The 21351-nt window shown below is 47.9% G+C and carries 2 protein-coding genes; both read left to right on the forward strand.

Going from position 1 to position 21351, the window contains the following annotated elements; all coding sequences use genetic code 11:
• The first annotated feature begins 19 nt into the window (after nucleotides 1-19).
• Nucleotides 20-19486, forward strand: coding sequence for a tyrocidine non-ribosomal peptide synthetase TycC (gene tycC / locus HP568_RS21205; RefSeq protein ID WP_173630149.1), 19467 nt, complete (start codon nucleotides 20-22; stop codon nucleotides 19484-19486).
• Between the two features lie 83 nt (nucleotides 19487-19569).
• Entirely contained in the window at nucleotides 19570-21351 is a 1782-nt protein-coding gene (locus HP568_RS21210; RefSeq protein WP_173630150.1) for an ABC transporter ATP-binding protein, read from the forward strand.

A 21351-nucleotide genomic window follows, 5' to 3' on the forward strand; every position in this document is an offset into this window, starting at 1 on the left:
CACAGAGTTGAGGTGCAGAATGAATAAGCAGGAAAATATTGCGAAAATTTATCCGTTAACCCCATTGCAAGAGGGTATGTTGTTTCATGCTGTCAAAGATACAGACAGCAGCGCCTACTGCCTCCAGATGTCCGCAAAGCTTCAAGGTGATTTTCACCTGCCTATTTTTGAAGAGAGCATGAACAAGCTCGTAGAGAACTATGAGGTTTTGCGCACTGTGTTTGTTTATCAAAACCTGCAGCGGCCTCGACAGGTTGTTTTTAAAGAAAGAAAAGTTACCGTTCATTTCGAAAACATTGCGCATTTACCTATAGATAATCAGAACGATTACATAAAAGCGTATACCAGCCAGCATCATACATTTGAGCTGACGAAAGACGTCTTGATGAAAGCAGCCATTTTCCAAACGGGGGAGAACCAGTATCAGTTCGTTTGGGCTTTCCATCATATCATCGTCGACGGTTGGACTTTGGGCGTATTGCTTCATAAGCTGCTCTCGTACTACGCCGCCATTCGCAAGGGCGAGGCTGTTTTGCGGGAAGCGACCAAACCATACAGCGACTATATCAAATGGCTGGATAAGCAAAACAAAGAAGAAGCACTTACTTACTGGCAGAACTACCTGGAAGGCTATGACCAGCAGGCTGATTTCCCTAAAAAGAAAAATGTAGCGGAAAATAGCCATTATGTACATGTGGAGAATCTTTTCACCGTCGCACCTGAGAAGACTCAGCAACTGATGCAGATTGCCAATCAGAATCAGGCTACGATGAGCAGTGTGTTCCAATCTCTTTGGGGTATTTTGGCGAGCAAGTACAAAAATTCGGACGATGTGGTATTCGGTTCTGTTGTGTCAGGTCGACCGCCAGGGATTCAAGGGATTGAGAGCATGGTTGGATTGTTCATTAACACGATCCCAACCCGCGTGAAAACAAACCCTAAACAAACCTTCAGTGGGCTGTTAAAAACAGTTCAGGAGCAAGCCTTGGCTTCTGCTTCTTATGATTTCGCTCCGCTGTACGAAATTCAGAGCAAGACGGTACTGAAACAGGAGTTAATCGATCATTTGGTGACGTATGAAAACTACCCGGATAATACTTTGAATGATCTGGAGGATTCCTTAGGCTTTCAATTCAACGTGGAAAATGGGGAAGAACAGACCTCCTATGATTTTAACGTTGTAGTAGCGGTCGCACCTTCGAATGAGATGTATGTGAAGTTGAGCTATAATGCATCGGTGTATGAAGAGTCATTCATGAACCGAGTAGAAGGGCATTTGAAAACGATCATTGAACAGGTCATTCACAATCCGAATGTACTGCTGGAAGATATCGGAATCATCACGGATGAGGAAAAACAGCAATTGCTGGTAGCTTATAACGACACGACCGCCGATTATCCACGCGACAAAATGATTTTCGAGCTGATCGCGGAGCAAGCAAGACAGACGCCTTCGAAAGTTGCGGTTGTTTGCGGGGAAGATCGCCTTACTTACCAGGAGCTTCAGGAGCGTTCCAACCAGTTGGCCAGAGCTCTGCGTGGGAAAGGCATTACCCAAGGCAGTATCGTCTCCATTATGGCGGAGCATTCACTCGAGCTGATCGTGGCTATTTTGGCCGTTCTAAAAGCAGGTGGCGCCTATTTGCCGATTGATCCCGAGTATCCGATAGAGAGAATTCAGTATTTACTGGATGACAGTCAGACGACGATTCTCTTGACACAGTCTTATCTTCAGGAAAAAGTCGAGTTTGAAGGAGACATCCTCTACCTAGACAATCCTTCCTTGTTTGAAGGCGACAGTACAGATCTTGACACAGCATGCACACCGGACGATTTGGCTTACATGATCTATACTTCCGGGTCTACGGGGAATCCAAAAGGCGCGATGATTACCCACCGAGGTCTAGTCAATTACATTTGGTGGGCAAACAAGGAGTATGTCCAAGGGGAAGCTGTAGACTTCCCGCTATACTCTTCCATTTCGTTTGATTTGACTGTCACCTCGATCTTCACGCCGCTTCTGTCAGGCAATACGATCTATGTCTACAGAGGAACAGATAAAGTACAGGTTATTTTAGACATCATCCAAGATAATCAAGTGGGCATCATCAAGCTGACGCCAACACATTTGAAGCTGATTGAAGAAATAGATGGAACAAACAGCAGCATCCGACGGTTTATTGTCGGTGGTGAGAACTTGCCGACCCAATTGGCGAAGAGAATCTATGAGAACTTTGGACAGAATGTCAAGATTTTCAATGAGTATGGACCTACCGAGACGGTTGTGGGCTGCATGATTTATTTGTATGACCCTAAAAAAACCATCCAGGAATCGGTACCAATCGGCGTCCCGGCAGACAACGTTCAACTCTACCTGCTTGATTCTTCTATGCAGCCGATACCTGTTGGCTCCATCGGCGAAATGTACATAGCTGGAGATGGAGTCGCCAAGGGCTACTTCAACAGACCGGAGCTGACAGAGGAAAAGTTCATCGATAATCCGTTCCGTCCGGGGACCAAAATGTATCGAACAGGCGACCTGGCGAAGTGGCTGCCTGACGGCAATATGGAATACTTGGGAAGAATCGACCATCAAGTCAAAATCCGCGGGCATCGGATTGAGATGGGCGAAATTGAGGCGCGTTTGACGCAGCATGAATGGATCAAGGAAGCCGTAGTCATCGCTGAAAAGGATGACAGTGGCCAAAATGTGCTCTATGCCTACATTGTTTCCGAGCAGGAGTTGACTGTATCGGAATTGAGAGAGCATTTGGGAAGTACACTTCCTTCCTACATGATCCCGTCCTTCTTTGTCCGTTTGGAGGAAATTCCGCTGACAGCCAATGGAAAAGTAGAGCGGAAGAAATTGCCGAAGCCTGACGGTGCAGTTGTAACGGGAACAGCGTACGTCGCTCCTCAGAATGAAACGGAAACCAAACTGGCTGAGATTTGGCAGCAGGCCTTGGGGGTTAGCCGTGTAGGCGTTCACGATCATTTCTTTGATTTGGGTGGACATTCACTGAAGGCTATGACAGTTATTTTTCAAGTATCTAAAGCGTTGGAAGTGGATTTACCAGTAAAGGCATTGTTCGAGAATCCGACCGTATCCCAGCTCGCTGCTTTTATCTCGAAATCGGGGAAAAGCAAGTACACAGCCATCCAACCGGTTGAGGTAAAAGAATTTTATCCCGTATCTTCTGCTCAAAAAAGAATGTACATCCTTCAGCAATTTGAAGGAAGTGGCATCAGCTATAACATTTCGGGAGCAATGTTGCTGGATGGAAAGCTGGATTACAATCGTTTTGCTAGCACGGTCCAACGTCTGGCGGAGCGCCACGAAGCCTTGCGCACCTCCTTCCACCGAATCGATGGTGAGCCAGTACAGAAAGTGCATGATGAGGTAGAAGTACCAATCCTGATGCTGAAGTCTACGGAAGACAAGGCAGAGCAAATCATGCGCGATTTTGTCCGTCCATTTGATCTCGGAATCGCTCCCTTGATTCGAACAGGCTTGGTCAAGTTGGGCAAAGACCGCCATTTGTTCCTGCTAGACATGCACCATATCATCTCGGACGGTGTTTCGTCCCAAATTTTGCTGAGTGAATTTGCCAAGTTGTACCAAGGGGAAGCATTGCAGCCTCTTTCTCTCCAATACAAGGATTTCGCTGTCTGGCAAAATGAGCTGTTCCAGACGGACGTGTACAAGAAACAGGAGCTTCACTGGTTAAATACGTTTGCTGATGAAATTCCTTTACTCAATCTGCCGACTGATTATCCGCGTCCAACCATTCAAAGCTTTGAAGGGGATCTTGTCCTTTTTGACACTGGAAAAGAATTGACCGAGCGTTTGCGCAAGGTAGCAGCAGATACGGGTACCACTCTGTATATGGTCTTGCTCGCGGCTTACCATGTACTTCTGTCCAAGTATTCCGGCCAAGAGGATATCATTGTGGGTACGCCTGTCGCTGGTCGTTCTCATGCCGATGTGGAAAACATCATGGGGATCTTCGTGAATACGTTGGCGATGAGAAATCATCCTGCGAGCGACAAAACCTTTACCCAATTCTTGCAAGAAGTGAAACAAAACGCGCTGGCGGCCTTTGACAATCAGGATTATCCATTTGAAGAGCTGGTGGAAAAGCTGGCGATTCAACGTGACATTAGCCGAAATCCTTTGTTTGACACCATGTTTTCTTTGGAAAATGCGAATCAGCAGTCGCTGGCAATCGAGCAGCTCACAGCAGCTCCGTATGAATTATTTAACAAAATTTCAAAGTTCGATCTTGCTTTGAATGCGAGTGAATCGAAGTCCGACATTCAATTCCAATTCGCATTTGGAACGAAGCTATTCAAGAAGGAAACCATCCAAAGAATGGCCCATCATTATCTGGAAATCCTGCTTGCCATAGGTGCACAACCGAATGCCAAGCTAGCAGAAATCGACATGATGACAGAAGCAGAAAAACGTGCTCTCATCCTGAACGCCAATGATACTTTTGTCGAACGTTCCGCTGATCAGGTTTTGCATCAATTATTTGAAGAGCAAGTAGCGCTTACGCCAGATCAAGTAGCTTTAGCCTATGACGGATACACCTTGACCTATCGCCAGTTGAACGCCAGGGCCAATCAAGTAGCTCGTTTGCTGCGGAGCAAAGGAACGCAACCAGATACGTTGATCGGGATTATGGTAGACCGTTCCATCGGGATGGTCGTGAGCATGTTGGCCGTGTTAAAAGCGGGTGGTGCGTACACGCCAATTGATCCTACTTACCCGCCAGAAAGAATCCAATACATGCTCAGCGACAGCAAAGCTCCGATTCTACTGACACAGCGTCATTTGAAAGAGACAGTAGAGTATGCAGGAGAAATCATCGACGTAGACGATGAAGCAATTTATGCAGGTGACGACACCAATCTGGACAATGTCGCTTGCAGGGATGACCTGGCCTATGTCATCTATACATCTGGATCGACCGGAAATCCCAAAGGGGTTATGATCGCGCATCAAGCGATTTGCAATCACATGCTCTGGATGAAGAATGCCTTCCCACTGACTACAGAGGATGCTGTCTTGCAAAAAACGCCGTTTTCCTTCGATGCTTCCGTATGGGAATTCTATTTGCCACTGATCACGGGGGGGCGCCTGGTACTGGCAAAGCCAGACGGACATCGCGACATCGAGTACATGACTCGCATGATCAAAGAAGAGAAGATCACGACTTTACAGATGGTTCCTTCCTTGCTGGACCTGATCATGACCGAACCAGGATGGAGCTCTTGCACGAGCTTGCAACGCGTTTTCTGCGGTGGAGAAGCATTGACACCTGCACTTGTTTCGCGTTTTTACCAGAATCAAACGGCACAGTTGATTAACCTCTATGGCCCTACAGAAAGCACGATTGATGCGACATACTGGATTTGCCCTCGTATGCCGGAGTATGGCGTGATTCCCATTGGCAGACCGATTGATAACGTCCGTTTGTACGTCGTAAATGCGATCAATCAGCTCCAGCCTGTAGGGGTTGCAGGAGAGCTGTGCATCGCTGGCGATGGTTTGGCCCGCGGCTACTGGAATCGTGAAGAACTGACAACAGCCAGCTTCATTGAGAATCCGTTTGAACCGGGCAGCAGGATGTACCGTACTGGAGACATGGTAAGATACCTAGCCTGCGGCAACGTGGAATATCTCGGACGCATCGATCATCAGGTCAAAATCAGAGGCCACCGGATCGAACTGGGTGAGATCGAAGCAAGGCTTTTGCAGCATGAATGGATTAAAACGGCCATCGTTCTTGCTCGTCCAGATGAAAAAGGGCAAAACAACTTGTACGCCTATATTGTTTCCGATCAGGAAATCAAGACAGCCGACCTGAGAGCTTACATGGCGTCCCATTTGCCAGCTTATATGGTTCCTTCTTATTTTGTTTATTTGGAGAAGCTGCCGCTCACGGCAAATGGCAAGATAGATCGCAAAGCATTGCCACAACCTGAGGGAGCATCCTCATCTGAGACAGTGTATGTAGCGCCGCGCAATGAAGTGGAAGCCACACTGGCAGAAATTTGGCAAAGTGTACTTGGTGTGAACCAAATCGGGGTCTACGATCATTTCTTTGAGTTGGGCGGACACTCCTTGAAGGCGATGAACGTCATTTCTTTGATCCATCGCACCCTTCAAGTAGATGTACCGTTGAAAACACTGTTTGAATCACCTACGATCGCTGACTTGTCGGCATACATCGCTACTGCTGCTGGCAAAGGCAAGTATACAACCATTGAGCCTGTTCAGAAGCAGGAGTATTATTCGGTGTCTTCTGCCCAAAAGAGAATGTTTATTCTCCGACAAATGGAAGGTGCAGACATTAGCTACAACATGCCGGGCATCCTGTACATCGATGGCAAGCTGGATACAGAGCGTTTGCAGCAGGCGCTCAAGAGTCTGGTGAGACGCCATGAATCTCTGCGTACCTCGTTCCACTCCATGAAAGGAGAGACTGTTCAGCGCGTACATGAAGATGTCGAGCTGGAGATCTCGCTGATGGAATCAACAGAGGGAGAGCTCAAACAAATCGTCGAGCAATTTATTCAACCGTTCGATTTGGAAAAAGCTCCACTGATTCGCGCTGGACTGGTCAAACTGGCTCCGGAACGCCATCTTTTCATGCTGGATTTCCACCATATTGTGGTGGATGGAGTATCGATTGGCATTCTTGTTCAAGAGCTTGCCCAGCTTTATCACGGGGAAGAGCTGCCAGAACTAGGCATTCAGTACAAGGACTTTGCGCATTGGCAGAAGCAATGGGTCGAGACGGAAGAGTTTGCTGCTCAGGAAGCCTATTGGATCGATGCCTTTACAGGTGAAATTCCTGTATTGAATCTTGCAACGGATTATCCGAGACCTTCTGTGAAAAGCTTCGAGGGTGAGCGATTTGTTTTCAACTCCGGTGCCCTTTTGAAAAAAGAATTGAATCGTCTTGCCCATGGTACAGGAGCTACGCTCTACATGGTTTTGCTGGCTGCCTACAATGTACTTCTCTCCAAATACTCTGGACAAGAGGACATTATTGTTGGTGCGCCTACAGCAGGCAGGTCCCATGCAGAGACGGATTCGATCATCGGTATGTTTGTCAATACACTGGCATTGCGAAACGAGCCTGTGGGGGCTAAGACCTTCCTTAGCTTTTTGGCAGAAGTGAAAAACAATACGCTGAAAGCCTTTGAGAATCAGGATTATCCACTGGATGAGCTGATCGATAAGCTGAACATCCAACGGGATCTGAGCCGTAATCCTTTATTTGACACCGTATTTATCTTGCAAAATATGGATCAGAAGCCGTTCGAAATGGAGCAACTGACGTTTACACCCTATATGGCAGACGTGAATCAGGCCAAGTTTGATCTGTCATTAGAAGCGTACGAAGAAGATGAGGAGATCATCTTTAGCCTTGATTACTGCACCAAATTGTTTACAAGAGAGACGATTGAAAAAATAGCGGCACATTTCATCCGAATCCTTCATGCCGTAATTGAGCAACAAGCCATTACGTTGTCCGAAATCACGATGCTATCCGATGAAGAAAAGCATCGCTTGTTAGTAGAATTCAACGATACGCATAAGGAATATCCGCAGAACAAGACACTACATGAGCTATTTGAGGAGCAAGTGGAAAAAACACCACAGGTTGCTGCGATTGAGATCGGCGATAAGCAGATGTCCTATCACGAACTGAATGAGCGAGCAAACCAGCTTGCCGTTACCTTGCGCGAACGGGGAGTAAAGGCTAACCAATTCGTAGGAATCATGGCAAACCGTTCTGTGGAAATGGTTGTGGGAATCATGGCCATTTTGAAAGCAGGGGGAGCCTATGTACCTATCGATTCTGAATATCCGGAAGATCGTGTGTCCTACATGTTGGAGGATTGCGAAGCCCGACTGTTGCTTACCCAAAAACATCTTGGAGCAAAGCTGGCTTCTAATATGAGTGTGGAATGCCTGTATCTGGAGGAGGAGAAGAACTATTCTCCCAGCCGTTCGAATCTCGAGCCGATTCAAACCGCTTCCGATCTGGCTTATGTCATCTACACATCGGGGACAACAGGCAAGCCAAAAGGAGTAATGATCGAGCATCGAGGCATTGTCAACAGCGTGTTGTGGAAGAAAGAGGAGTATCAGTTTAGCGTCCATGATAGAAGTCTGGTGCCTCTATCCTTTGCGTTTGATGCCTTCGTTCTTTCCTTCTTTACACCGATCCTTTCCGGTTCAACCGTCGTCATGGCGGAGGATGAAGAAGCCAAAGACCCTGTATCTCTCAGAAACCTCATTGCAGCTGCGAGATGCACCCAAATGACATGCGTGCCAAGTTTGTTCCAGGCGATATTGGAATGCGGTTCTGCTGCGGATATCAGTTCCCTGCAAACCATCACACTTGGGGGCGAAAAAGTATCTGCTCAGCTCGTTGAGAAGAGCAATCAGCAGTATCCGCAATTGGTCATCGTCAATGAATACGGTCCGACAGAAAGCAGTGTCATTGCCACTTGGCAGCGAATTTCGCAACTGGATTCCGCGATAACGATCGGACGTCCCATTGCCAACACCAGCGTCTATATCGTGGACAAATACCATCAGCTACAGCCAGTCGGCGTCGTCGGGGAAATTTGTATCGGTGGCCATGGTTTGGCACGTGGATATTGGAACAAGCCGGAACTCACAGCAGAGAAGTTTGTTTCCCATCCCTTTTTGGAAGGCGAGCGCATGTACAAGACGGGCGATCTAGGAAAGTGGCTCCCAGACGGAACGATTGAATTTGTTGGTCGCTTGGATGAACAGGTAAAAGTAAGGGGATATCGGATTGAAATCGGCGAGATTGAGTCAGTTATGCTCTCCTTTGAAAAGCTGACTTCGGCTGTTGTGATTGTCCATGAGGACCAACAGGGCCAATCGTCGCTTGCTGCTTATTACACGGCGGAAGAAAAGATTGAAGCCTCGAATCTGTGGTCGTATTTGTCGCATAGCCTGCCGTCTTACATGATTCCTGCGTACTTGGTCCAGCTCGATTTTCTCCCGCTTACGCCGAATGGAAAGATCGACAGAAAAGCGTTGCCGAAACCAGAAGGCAGACCTGTAACGGGAGCAGAATATGTGGCGCCAGCAAGTCCTGTGGAAAGCAGGTTGGTAGAGATTTGGGAACGTGTGCTTGGGGTGAACGACATCGGTGTTCTCGACAACTTCTTCCAGCTAGGTGGGCATTCCTTGAAAGCTATGTCGCTGGCCGCACAAATCCATCGAGAGTATCAAGTTGAGCTTCCACTCAGAGTACTCTTTGCGACACCTACCATCCAGGCATTGGCACAGTATATCGAGACAAGCGGAAAAGACACACATGTACCGATCCAGCCTGTACCATTGCAAGCGTATTATCCCGTTTCCTCTGCACAAAAAAGGATGTTTGTCCTGCGCCAGTTTGAAGGCACCGGCACAGTCTATAACATGCCAAGCGTGATGTACATCGAAGGCGATCTGGATCATGCACGCTTTGAAACCGCGATACAAGGGCTGATCAAGCGACACGAATCGTTGCGGACATCCTTCCACACAGTGAATGGCGAGCCTGTTCAGCGTGTACATGAGGCAGTCGAACTGGATGTGCGCTATGAGGATTTGACGGAAGACCAAGTCGAGCAAACCATCGAATCATTTGTGCAAGCATTTGATCTGGAGAAGGCTCCATTGTTGAGGGTTGGACTCTTCAAATTGGGAGAGAAGCGACATCTCTTCCTGATGGATATGCATCATATCATTTCGGATGGTGTCTCTGTCGGAATCATCATGGAAGAATTCTCGAAGCTGTATCGAAACGAATATTTGCCAGAGCTGGCTGTTCAATACAAAGATTTTGCTGTCTGGCAGACGGATCTGTTCCAAACAGACATCTATGCAAAGCACGAGAACTACTGGTTGAAGTCCTTCGCGGGTGACATTCCGGTACTGAATCTGCCCGCCGATTATTCACGACCGCTGGTTCAAAGCTTTGAGGGAGATTGCATTACGTTCCAAACAGACAAAACGTTGATGGACGATTTATACAAGCTCGCCCATGAGAACCAAACTACGCTGTTTATGGTCTTGCTGGCGGCTTACAATGTGCTTCTTTCCAAATACAGCGGCCAGGAAGACATCGTAGTAGGAACGCCGATTGCTGGCAGATCTCATGCGGATGTAGAAAAAGTTTTGGGGATGTTTGTCAATACATTGGCTTTGCGAAACCACCCTGACGGAACGAAATCGTTCCAGGCATTTTTGGAAGATGTCAAGCAGAATACGCTGCAAGCATATGCCCATCAGGATTATCCGTTTGAAGCACTTGTCGAAAAACTGGAAATCCAGAGGGATCTCAGCAGAAACCCGCTGTTTGACACCATGTTTATTTTGCAAAACCTGGACAAAAAAGCCTATGAGCTGGATGGACTGAAATTTGAAGCCTACTCCGGAGAAGGGCAGCAAGGCAACGCCAAGTTCGATCTCACACTGGAAGCGCATGAAGATGAGACAGGAATTCATTTTGGTCTCGTGTACTCCACGAAATTGTTCCAAAGAGACACGGTTGAAAGAATGGCTGGTCATTTCCTCCAGGTGCTGCGAGGAGTCATTGCAGACCAAACAGCGGCGTTGCGTGAAATCAACTTGCTCGGTGAGGAAGAAAAACACCTTGTAACAGTTGCATTCAACAACACGTTTGCCGTGTATCCACGCGAAAGCACGATTCAGGAGCTGTTCGAGGAGCAAGTGGAAAGAACGCCCGAGCATACAGCAGTTGTGATGAACGAACAGATGCTGACGTATCGGGAGCTGAACCAAAAAGCGAATCAGATCGCAAGTGCTCTTCGCCGATTGGAAATAGGAAAAGACAGCGTTGTAGGTATGTTGGCAGATCGTTCTCTCGAGATGATCACAGGTATTATGGGGATCATCAAAGCGGGAGGAGCCTACCTGGGGATTGATCCAGAGCATCCATCCGAGCGCATTTCTTACATGCTCGAAGATGGTGGCGTGAAGGTTGTCCTTGTTCAAAGACATCTGCTGCATCTCGTCGAAGAGGGGCTCATTCCAATCGTGTTGGATGACGAGAGTCTGGAGCAAGAAGATGCAAGCAACCTCGCCAACCTCAATGACGCCAAGGACTTGGCCTATGTGATGTACACATCGGGTTCAACAGGCAAACCAAAAGGAGTCATGGTCGAGCATCGCAATGTCATCCGATTGGTGAAACATACGAATTACGTTCAGGTACGCGAAGAAGACCGCATGATTCAAACGGGCGCTATTGGCTTCGACGCCATGACGTTTGAGATTTTCGGAGCTCTGTTACATGGTGCTAGCTTGTTCCTGGTTAGCAAGGATGTTCTGTTGGATGCGGAGAAGCTAAGCAATTTCCTGCGAGAGAATCGGATTACAACGATGTGGTTAACTTCACCACTGTTTAACCAGCTTTCGCAAGACAACCCGGCTATGTTTGAGGGCATGCGTGCGTTAATCGTCGGTGGCGAAGCACTGTCGCCGAGACACATCAACAAAGTTAACAGCGCCCATCCCGCTCTGGAGATTTGGAACGGATACGGCCCGACAGAAAACACAACTTTCTCTACATGCTATCTGATTGAGAAGGAATTCGAAGACAATATTCCGATTGGGAAGCCGATCACGAACTCCACTGCTTATATAGTGGATCGCTACAATCAGCCGCAGCCAATTGGGGTGCCGGGTGAACTGTGCGTAGGTGGAGATGGAGTAGCCAGGGGCTATTTGAACAAGCCGGAATTGACCGCCGAGAAGTTTGTTCCGAATCCGTTTGTTTCCGGTGAAAACATGTACCGCACAGGGGATTTGGCGAGATGGAAGGCGGATGGAACGATTGAGTATTTGGGACGTATCGACCAGCAGGTAAAGATCAGAGGCTATCGAATCGAGCTAGGGGAAATCGAGACTGTTCTCACCAATCTGGCAAAGGTAAAAGAAGCTGTCGTTACGGTGATGGATGATACGAACGGCCAAAAAGCTCTCTGCGCTTATTTTGTTCCAGAAACGGAACTCGACGCAGCAGAGTTGAGAGAAGCGATTTCCAAAGAATTGCCTAGCTATATGGTGCCAACCTTCTATGTCCAAATGGATAAACTGCCTTTAACTGCAAACGGAAAGCTCGATCGCAGAGCATTGCCTGAACCATCTGGTGATCGGGTTCAAAGCTCCACATATGTCGCTCCACAAAACGCGACGGAGACGAAGCTGGCTGAAATTTGGCAAGAGGTACTGGGTATTCATGCGGTAGGCATTCACGACAATTTCTTTGAACTGGGCGGACATTCCCTGAAGGCCATGAATGTGATCACGCAGGTGCACAAGGCATTTCAGGTAGAGCTTCCGTTAAAAGCACTGTTTGAATCTCCTACGATCCATGAACTGGCTGCTTATATCACCGCGAGTGAGATTGAACAGTTCGAGACCATTCAACCAGTAGAGCAAGCAGACTTTTACCCAGTCTCGTTCGCTCAAAAAAGAATGTACATCCTGCATGAGTTTGAAGGAAGCGGGATCAGCTACAACGTGCCGAATGTGCTGATAATAGATGGCCATCTGGATTACGAGCGCTTTGAACATGCGATCCAGACACTGGTAAAACGCCATGAATCCTTGCGAACATCCTTCCATTCGATAAACGGGGAACCTGTGCAACGAGTCCATGAGGATGTCAAGCTGCTCATCGGTATTTCCGAGGCGACAGAAGACCAAGTAGAGCAACGCATTCAGGAGTTGGTCCAGCCGTTTGATTTGGAAGTAGCTCCGCTGTTCCGGGTTGACTTGATCAAACTGGGAGCAGAACGACATTTGTTCTTTATGGATATGCACCACATTATCTCGGATGGAGTATCGCTTGCAGTTATCGCCAAGGAGTTTGCTAGCTTGTACGAAGAAAAGCAGCTCCCTGACATGCGCATCCAGTATAAAGATTTTGCTGCTTGGCAAGCGAAGCTGTCCCAGTCTGAGCGTTTCCAAAAACAAGAGGATTATTGGACGAATGTCTTTGCAGGGGAGATCCCGTTACTCAATCTGCCAAATGATTTCCCAAGACCTACTGTTCAAAGCTTCGAAGGTGACACAGTAGCGATCGGTACAAGAAATCAATTGCTTGCGGAGTTGCGACAACTCGCTGCAAATACGGGCTCAACACTGTTCATGGTGCTTTTGGCAGCCTACAATGTGCTTCTGTCCAAATACGCAGGACAGGAAGAAATCGTAGTCGGCACACCGATTGCAGGTCGATCCCACGCAGATGTGGAACGAATCGTGGGCATGTTCGTCAACACGCTTGCCTTGAAAAATGTGGCAGGAGGCAACCTGACCTTCCGCGAGTTTTTGGGTGACGTGAGACAAAATGCACTACATGCGTTTGAACATCAGGATTATCCGTTTGAACATCTCGTAGATAAGCTGCAAGTGCGGCGCGATTTAAGCCGAAATCCACTGTTCGATACGATGTTCAGTCTGGGGCTTGCAGACTCATCTGCCTTAGAAATTGCAGGACTCAACATGTCCGCTTACCCGGTAGATGGCAAGATCGCGAAATTCGATATCGCTCTGGATGCGATGGAGCAACAAGATGAGCTTCTCGTGCAATTCAACTATTGCACGAAGTTGTTTGCCAAAGAATCGATCGACCGCATGGCGAATCATTACGTCCATATTCTACAAGCGATCATTGCCAATCCAGATTGCAAGCTGGCAGAGATCAGTGTCTTGTCAAATGATGAGATAGAACAAATGCTGCATGATTTCAATGCAACAAAAGCCGCTTATCCAACGAATAAAACGTTCCAGGAGCTATTCGAAGAGCAAGTCGAAAAAACACCGAACCAGGTAGCTGTCATCTTCGAGGATGAACAGCTAACGTATCGGGAATTAAATGAAAAAGCGAACCAGCTCGCACGTGTTTTGCGCCAAAAGGGAGTCAAGCCAGAGAGCACTGTCGGTATCATGGTAGACCGTTCCTTGCACATGGTAATAGGGACGCTTGGTATTTTGAAAGCCGGCGGCGCCTACGTTCCGATTGATCCAGACTATCCATTGGAGCGTCAAGCTTTCATTTTGGAAGATAGCGATGCGAAGCTGTTCCTTACTTTGCAAAAGTTGAATACGCAGCTTGCATTCCCTCACGAAACTCTCTATCTGGATGCAGAAGGGCTGTATCAGGGAGAAGCGAGCAATCTGGAGCCTGTGGCATCGCCGGAACACGCCGCTTACATCATTTATACGTCCGGTACGACTGGCAAGCCAAAAGGGGTAGTGATCGAACACCGGAGCTATGCGAATGTCGCGTTTGCATGGCAGGATGAGTATCACTTGGATACCTTCCCGGTTCGCTTGCTGCAAATGGCGAGCTTCGCTTTCGACGTATCGACTGGCGACTTTGCCAGAGCATTGCTCACAGGAGGGCAACTGGTAATTTGCCCGAATGAGGTCAAAATGGACCCGGCTTCCTTGTACGAAATCATCAAGCGCTATGAAATCACTATTTTTGAAGCGACACCAGCTTTGATCATGCCGTTGATGCATTACATTTACGAAAATCAGCTCGACATCAGTCAGATGAAGCTTCTGATTCTCGGAGCAGACAGTTGTCCAGCAGAAGACTTCAAGACCTTGCTCGCGAGATTCAGCCAGACGATGCGTATTGTTAACAGTTATGGCGTAACAGAGGCGTGCATCGATTCCAGTTATTACGAAGAAACAGATGTCTCATCCATTCGCTCGGGAACGGTACCGATCGGAAAACCGCTGCCAAATATGCAGATGTATGTGATGGATCAACAATTGAATCTTCAACCTGTTGGAGTCGTGGGTGAGTTGTGCATCGGTGGAGCAGGGGTCGCTCGCGGTTATTTGAACAGACCTGAGCTGACAGTGGAGAAGTTCGTGCCGAATCCATTCGCTCCAGGTGAGCTGCTGTATCGTACGGGTGATCTGGCGAAATGGCGCGCGGATGGCAATGTGGAATTCTTGGGTCGTAACGATCATCAAGTGAAAATCAGAGGTGTCCGTATCGAGCTGGGCGAAATCGAGACACAGCTACGCAAGCTGGACGGAATCTTGGAAGCAGTTGTCATCGCAAGAGAGGATCACAGACAAGAAAAGTATTTATGCGCGTACATGGTAGCAGACCACGAGATCGACACCGCACAATTACGCCAGGAATTGTTAAAGGAATTGCCTCAAGCGATGATTCCATCGTATTTCGTATCTCTTGAAGCATTGCCGCTTACCGCAAATGGGAAGATCGACAGACGTTCCTTGCCGGCGCCGGATGTATCTATGCTTAGAACGACGGAGTACGTAGCACCTCGTACGGAATTGGAAGCACAATTGGCCCGCGTATGGGAGCAAGTGCTGAATATGGAGCAAGTAGGGATTCTGGATGATTTCTTTGCAATTGGAGGTCACTCGCTGCGTGCGATGAGTGTGATTTCGAGCATGCATAACGAATATCAAGTCGATATCCCGCTTCGTGTTTTGTTCGAAAAACCGACGATTCAACAGTTGGCTGCACATATCGAAGAGACAGCAAGAGGGTATGTCATTTCAATTCAACCAGCACCTGCGCAAGAGTATTATCCTGTTTCATCGGCGCAAAAGCGCATGTATATCCTTCATCAATTTGAGGGAGTCGGCATCAGCTACAATATGCCTTCCACCATGCTGATCGAAGGGAAGTTGGAACCGGAACGATTGGAGACAGCGTTCAAGCAACTGATACAGCGCCATGAGAGTCTTCGTACGTCTTTTGCCGTTGTAAATGGAGAACCTGTTCAGAAGATTCACGAGGAAGTTTCTTTTGAACTTTCGTATACAACGATCACTGAAGACCAGGCTCAAGAGGTCCTTTCCACACTCGTTCAACCATTCGATCTGGGTGTAGCGCCGCTCATTCGCGTCCGTCTTCTGCATATCGGAGAAGACCGTCATGTGCTCTTTACCGACATGCATCATAGCATTTCCGACGGTGTATCCTCTGGCATTCTCCTGTCTGACTTAGTTCATCTGTACCAAGGGGACGTTTTGCCAGAGCTGCGAATCCAGTACAAAGATTTCTCCGTATGGCAACAGGAGCTTTTCCAATCCGATGCCTTCAACAAGCAAGAAGAGTACTGGGCGCAAGTGTTTGCAGACGAAATTCCCGTGCTAAACCTGCAAACGGATTTCACCCGACCAAGCATTCAAAATTTCGCAGGGGATCAGTATAGCATCGGAACCGGTAAACAACTCATGGAAGGCTTGAACCAGCTAGCTCGAGAAACGGGAACGACACTGTACATGGTGCTCCTCGCGACGTACAACGTACTGCTTTCCAAGTATTCCGGGCAAGAGGACATCATCGTCGGCACACCGATTACAGGCAGATCCCATGCTGATCTGGAACCAATCGTCGGTATGTTTGTAAACACATTGGCGATGAGAAACAAACCGCATGCTGGGAAAACATTTACAGAGTTGTTGCTGGAAGTGAAGCAGAATGCACTGGACGCTTACGTTCATCAGGATTATCCGTTTGAGGAACTGGTGGAAAAACTCGACATTGCGCGAGACTTAAGCAGGAACCCGCTCTTCGACACGATGTTTACTTTGCAAAACAACTCGGATGATTCTATCGACCTGCGGGGCTTGACACTTGCTCCTTTCATGACTGATCAGGCTGGCAACCATTCCAAATTTGATTTGACGCTGATTGCCACAGAAGACCGTGAAGAGATTAGCATTGGCGTGGAGTACAGCACAAGCTTGTTTACGCGAGAAACAATTGAACGGTTAAGCAACCACTTCATGGCAATTGCACAAATCGTTGTGCAAAATCCACATATCCGCTTGAGTGAGATCGACATGCTCGCGACGGAAGAGAAGCAGCAAATTCTCGAGAAGTTCAATGATACAGCTGTCAGCTATATACAAGACAAAACGCTGCATCAATTATTCGAAGAGCAAGTCGCGAACACGCCAGATCAGGAGGCTATTCACTTTAACGGCCAGTCACTGACTTACAGCGAGCTCAATGAACGAGCCAACAGACTGGCAAGAGTTCTGCGCACCAAAGGAATCGGACCTGATCGTCTTGTAGCAGTCATGGCGGAGCGTTCACCAGAGATGATCATTGGCATCCTTGGTATTTTAAAGGCAGGCGGAGCGTATGTTCCGATCGACCCGGCGTATCCGCAAGAACGCATTCAGTATTTGCTAGAAGACAGCGGCGCAACACTGCTTCTCTGCCAATCCCATCTGTCAGAACTATTGTCTCGCGTGTCGAGCGGACTTGACTGGCTTGATTTGAACGCAGAGCATAATGCCGAGATGGATGGCTCCAATCTCGCATCTCTCAATCAACCGACCGATCTCGCCTATGTGATCTATACATCGGGTACGACCGGTAAGCCGAAGGGTGTTATGATTCCACATCAGGGAATCGTCAATTGCTTGCAGTGGAGAAGAGATGAGTATGGATTCGGACCGGGAGACAAGGCGTTGCAGGTATTCTCGTTTGCCTTCGATGGGTTTGTAGCCAGCTTGTTCGCTCCGCTTCTCGGAGGTGCTACTTGCGTCTTGCCGAGAGAGGAAGAGGCCAAAGATCCAGTAGCACTGAAAAAGCTGATTGCCCAGGCGGGAGTCACACATTATTACGGTGTACCGAGTCTGTTCCAAGCGATTCTGGATTGCTCGACTGCTGCAGATTTCTCTCCTCTGCGTTGCGTAACATTGGGGGGCGAGAAACTACCTCCGCAGCTAGTGCAAAAAACAAAAGAAAAACATCCAGCGATCGAGATCAACAATGAATACGGTCCAACCGAAAACAGCGTCGTCACTACCATCTCTCGTTCGATCGAAGTAGGGCAAGACATCACGATTGGGCGACCGCTAGCCAATGTTCAGGTTTACATCGTAGATACACAACATCACTTGCAACCGATCGGCGTAGTGGGAGAGCTATGCATCGGAGGACCCGGACTTGCAAGAGGTTATTTGAATAAACCAGAGCTCACACAAGAAAAGTTCGTTCCGAATCCGTTTGTGCCAGGAGAGCTCATGTATAAAACGGGTGACTTGGTGAAATGGCGGACAGATGGCACGATCGATTACATTGGTCGGGCTGACGAACAGGTGAAGGTGAGAGGGTACCGAATCGAGATCGGGGAAATCGAAAGCACCATACTTGCTTACGATGGCATCGATCAAGCAGTGGTAGTTGTGCAAGAGGATGAGTTCACTGCCGGACAGTATCTTTGCGCTTATCTCGTCCCAGCAGCAGAGGTATCCGTTTCTGGGCTGAGAAGGCATCTGGCGAAGGAACTGCCTGCTTACATGGTTCCAAGCTATTATGTCCAGTTGGATCAACTGCCGCTTTCGGCCAATGGAAAAGTGGATCGCAAAGCGTTGCCGAAGCCAAAGCCATCAGATGCGACCACGCGTGAGTTCGTGGCACCAAGAACGGCGACCGAGCATCAATTGGCTTCCATTTGGCAGGAAGTTCTGGGGATAGAACCAATCGGCATTACGGACCATTTCTTTGAACTGGGTGGACATTCATTGAAAGCAACGCTGCTGGTTGCAAAGGTGTATGAGTACATGCAGATTGAACTGCCGTTGAACCTCATCTTCCAGCATCCAACGATTGAGAAGGTAGCGGATTTCATCACGCACAAGAACTTCGAGGGCAACTCCGGAAGTGCCATTCTCTTAAATGAAGAGATGGCGAGAAAGGTATTCTGCTTTACGCCGATCGGAGCCCAAAGTGTCTATTACCAGAAGCTTGCTGATGAAATTAAAGGCGTTTCCTTGTATAGCTTTGATTTCATTCAAGAGGACAATCGACTTGAGCAGTACATCGAAGCCATCGTGGCGATTGATCCACAAGGACCCTATACGCTCATGGGATATTCCTCAGGAGGCAATCTGGCTTTTGAAGTCGCAAAAGAACTGGAGAACCAAGGATATGTCGTGACCGACCTCATCCTGTTCGATTCCTACTGGAAAGACAAGGTGATGGAGCGGACTCTGGCGGAAACCGAGAGTGACATTGCCCAGTTATTTGCCGAAATTGGAGAAAACATCGAGATGTTCAACATGACACAAGAAGACTTCAATTTGTACGCTGCCAATGAATTCGTCAAGCAAAGCTTCATTCGAAAAACAGTCAGCTACGTGATGTACCACAATCAACTGATCAATACGGGTGCAACGAGCGCAGCGATCCATCTCATTCAATCAGAGCTGGAATCGGGCGAGGATGATCTGGTCGCAGTCAAGTGGAATGAAACCGCTTGGGCACAGGCTACGAAACGACTGATGACGTACGAAGGGTACGGAATCCACTCCAGGATGTTGGGAGGAAATTACGTGTCAATGAATGCCTCCATCCTCCGAGACATCCTGCAAGAGCTGTTCATTCTGAAATAAGATCACGGCTTTGTGATGATTCCCCTTGGGAACACGTTTTCCAAGGGGAGTTCATCCATTACATCCTTGGAGAGGAGCAGCAAATGATTTTTACCAAGCAAGCTCAGCACAGAAAGAAAGCGCCCGTGTTTGGCTGGGTACTCTCATATGTAAAGCCATATCGAGGTTGGGTCATAACCTGTATCATTGCCTCGCTTCTTGTGGCTGTAGCAGACATTTGGATGGGAATCCTGATCAAGACTATGGTCGAACATACGAACAACTTCGACAAGCTGGTCAGTATTGCCCTCATCATTTTTTGTCTGACCATCGTCGGTTTTCTTTCGAAATATTTCATCACGTATTCGGCAGCTAGATTCAGTTCAAGAGCCATGAGAGATTTGAAAAACAGCATGGCTTCTCATCTCGAAAAAGTCCCCATGTCCACTATGGATAAATATCATTCCGGCGATCTCGTTTCTCGCTTAACAACGGATGCCCAAATCTTGCAAAGGTTTTTGCAACAGCATTTTTTCCAGCTTTTTTATCTGCCAGTAGTTTTTCTGGGAGCTCTTGGACTGTTGTTGACGATCAATTGGAAGTTAATCATCTTCAGCGTAGCGATCCTTCCAGTCGCCATCGCCATTACAGGATGGATGAGCAGACCGCTACAAAAATATTCAGAGCAAATGCAGGACCATCTGGGTCAAACAAACGCCATCGCGCAGGATACGCTCTCCGGGATTCACATGGTCAAAGCTTTTCAATTGGAAGGCGTCCTGTATCGTAAATACCACGCGGGTATGAAGCAGGTATTGAAAAATGCGATCCAGGCAGAGAAGAAACGCGCGTGGATGACAGCACCAGGGATTTTATTGTTTTCTTCCCCGATCCTGTTTTTTGTCGCTTATGGTGGGTACTTGATTCAGGCGGGAGAATTGGATCTGGGCAGCTTGGTCATCTTCAGTTATTTGCTTCACTTTATTATCGAACCACTATCTCTCGCACCCGTGTTGTTTGCCCAAGTACAAGAGACATCAGGTGCGGCAAAGCGGCTGCAAGAAATTTTTTCACAGCCAGTCGAACAAAATGATCAGCCAGTGATTTCAGTTGATCCAGAGGCGATTCCGGTGCAGTTTGAGAATGTTACGTTTGCCTACGATCAGGCAAGGATTCTTCATAACGTTAGCTTTACGCTATATCCGAACAAGACCATTGCGTTAGTAGGTGCCAGCGGAAGTGGAAAGAGCACCATCATAAAGCTGTTGTGCGGGTTTTATCAAATGGAACCGGGAAACGGAAGACTGAATGTGTTCGGGCATTCCATGACGGATTGGAATATGACGGACATGCGGAGCTACCTTTCCATGGTTTCTCAGGATACGACGCTATTCCCCGTGTCTATTGCGGAAAATATCTCGTATGGACGCATTCATGCGACACAAGACGAGATCATCGCAGCGGCAAAAGCGGCCAATGCGCATAACTTCATCATGGAGCTGCCGCAAGGATATCAAACAAAAGTGGGGGAACGTGGCTCTCGTCTATCCGGAGGACAGAAACAGCGCATTGCGATTGCCCGAGCGATTTTGAAGGACGCCCCGATTTTGCTGCTGGATGAACCAACGTCTGCCTTGGATACAGAATCGGAAGCTTTGGTCCAGGAAGCGTTGGAAAATGTGATGAAAAATCGGACGGTTCTCGTCATTGCGCATCGACTGTCTACGATCAAAGAAGCGGATGAAGTGCTAGTTTTGGAGCAAGGACAAATTGTTGAGCGAGGAACACACTACGATTTGCTTGGCCAAGGCGGGGTTTACACCAGATTGTATCAAAAACAGTTTGCCACAGAGAGGCAGAGCTCGTTGGCAGCAGGGGGGGTATAG

The sequence above is a fragment of the Brevibacillus sp. MS2.2 genome (genome assembly GCF_013284345.1).
Lineage (GTDB): Bacteria > Bacillota > Bacilli > Brevibacillales > Brevibacillaceae > Brevibacillus > Brevibacillus brevis_C.

Bases quoted from the DNA above. Each gene is read 5' to 3' on its own strand.
- tycC (WP_173630149.1), top strand. From the start codon at position 20: ATGAATAAGCAGGAAAATATTGCGAAAATTTATCCGTTAACCCCATTG.
- HP568_RS21210 (WP_173630150.1), top strand. From the start codon at position 19,570: ATGATTTTTACCAAGCAAGCTCAGCACAGAAAGAAAGCGCCCGTGTTT.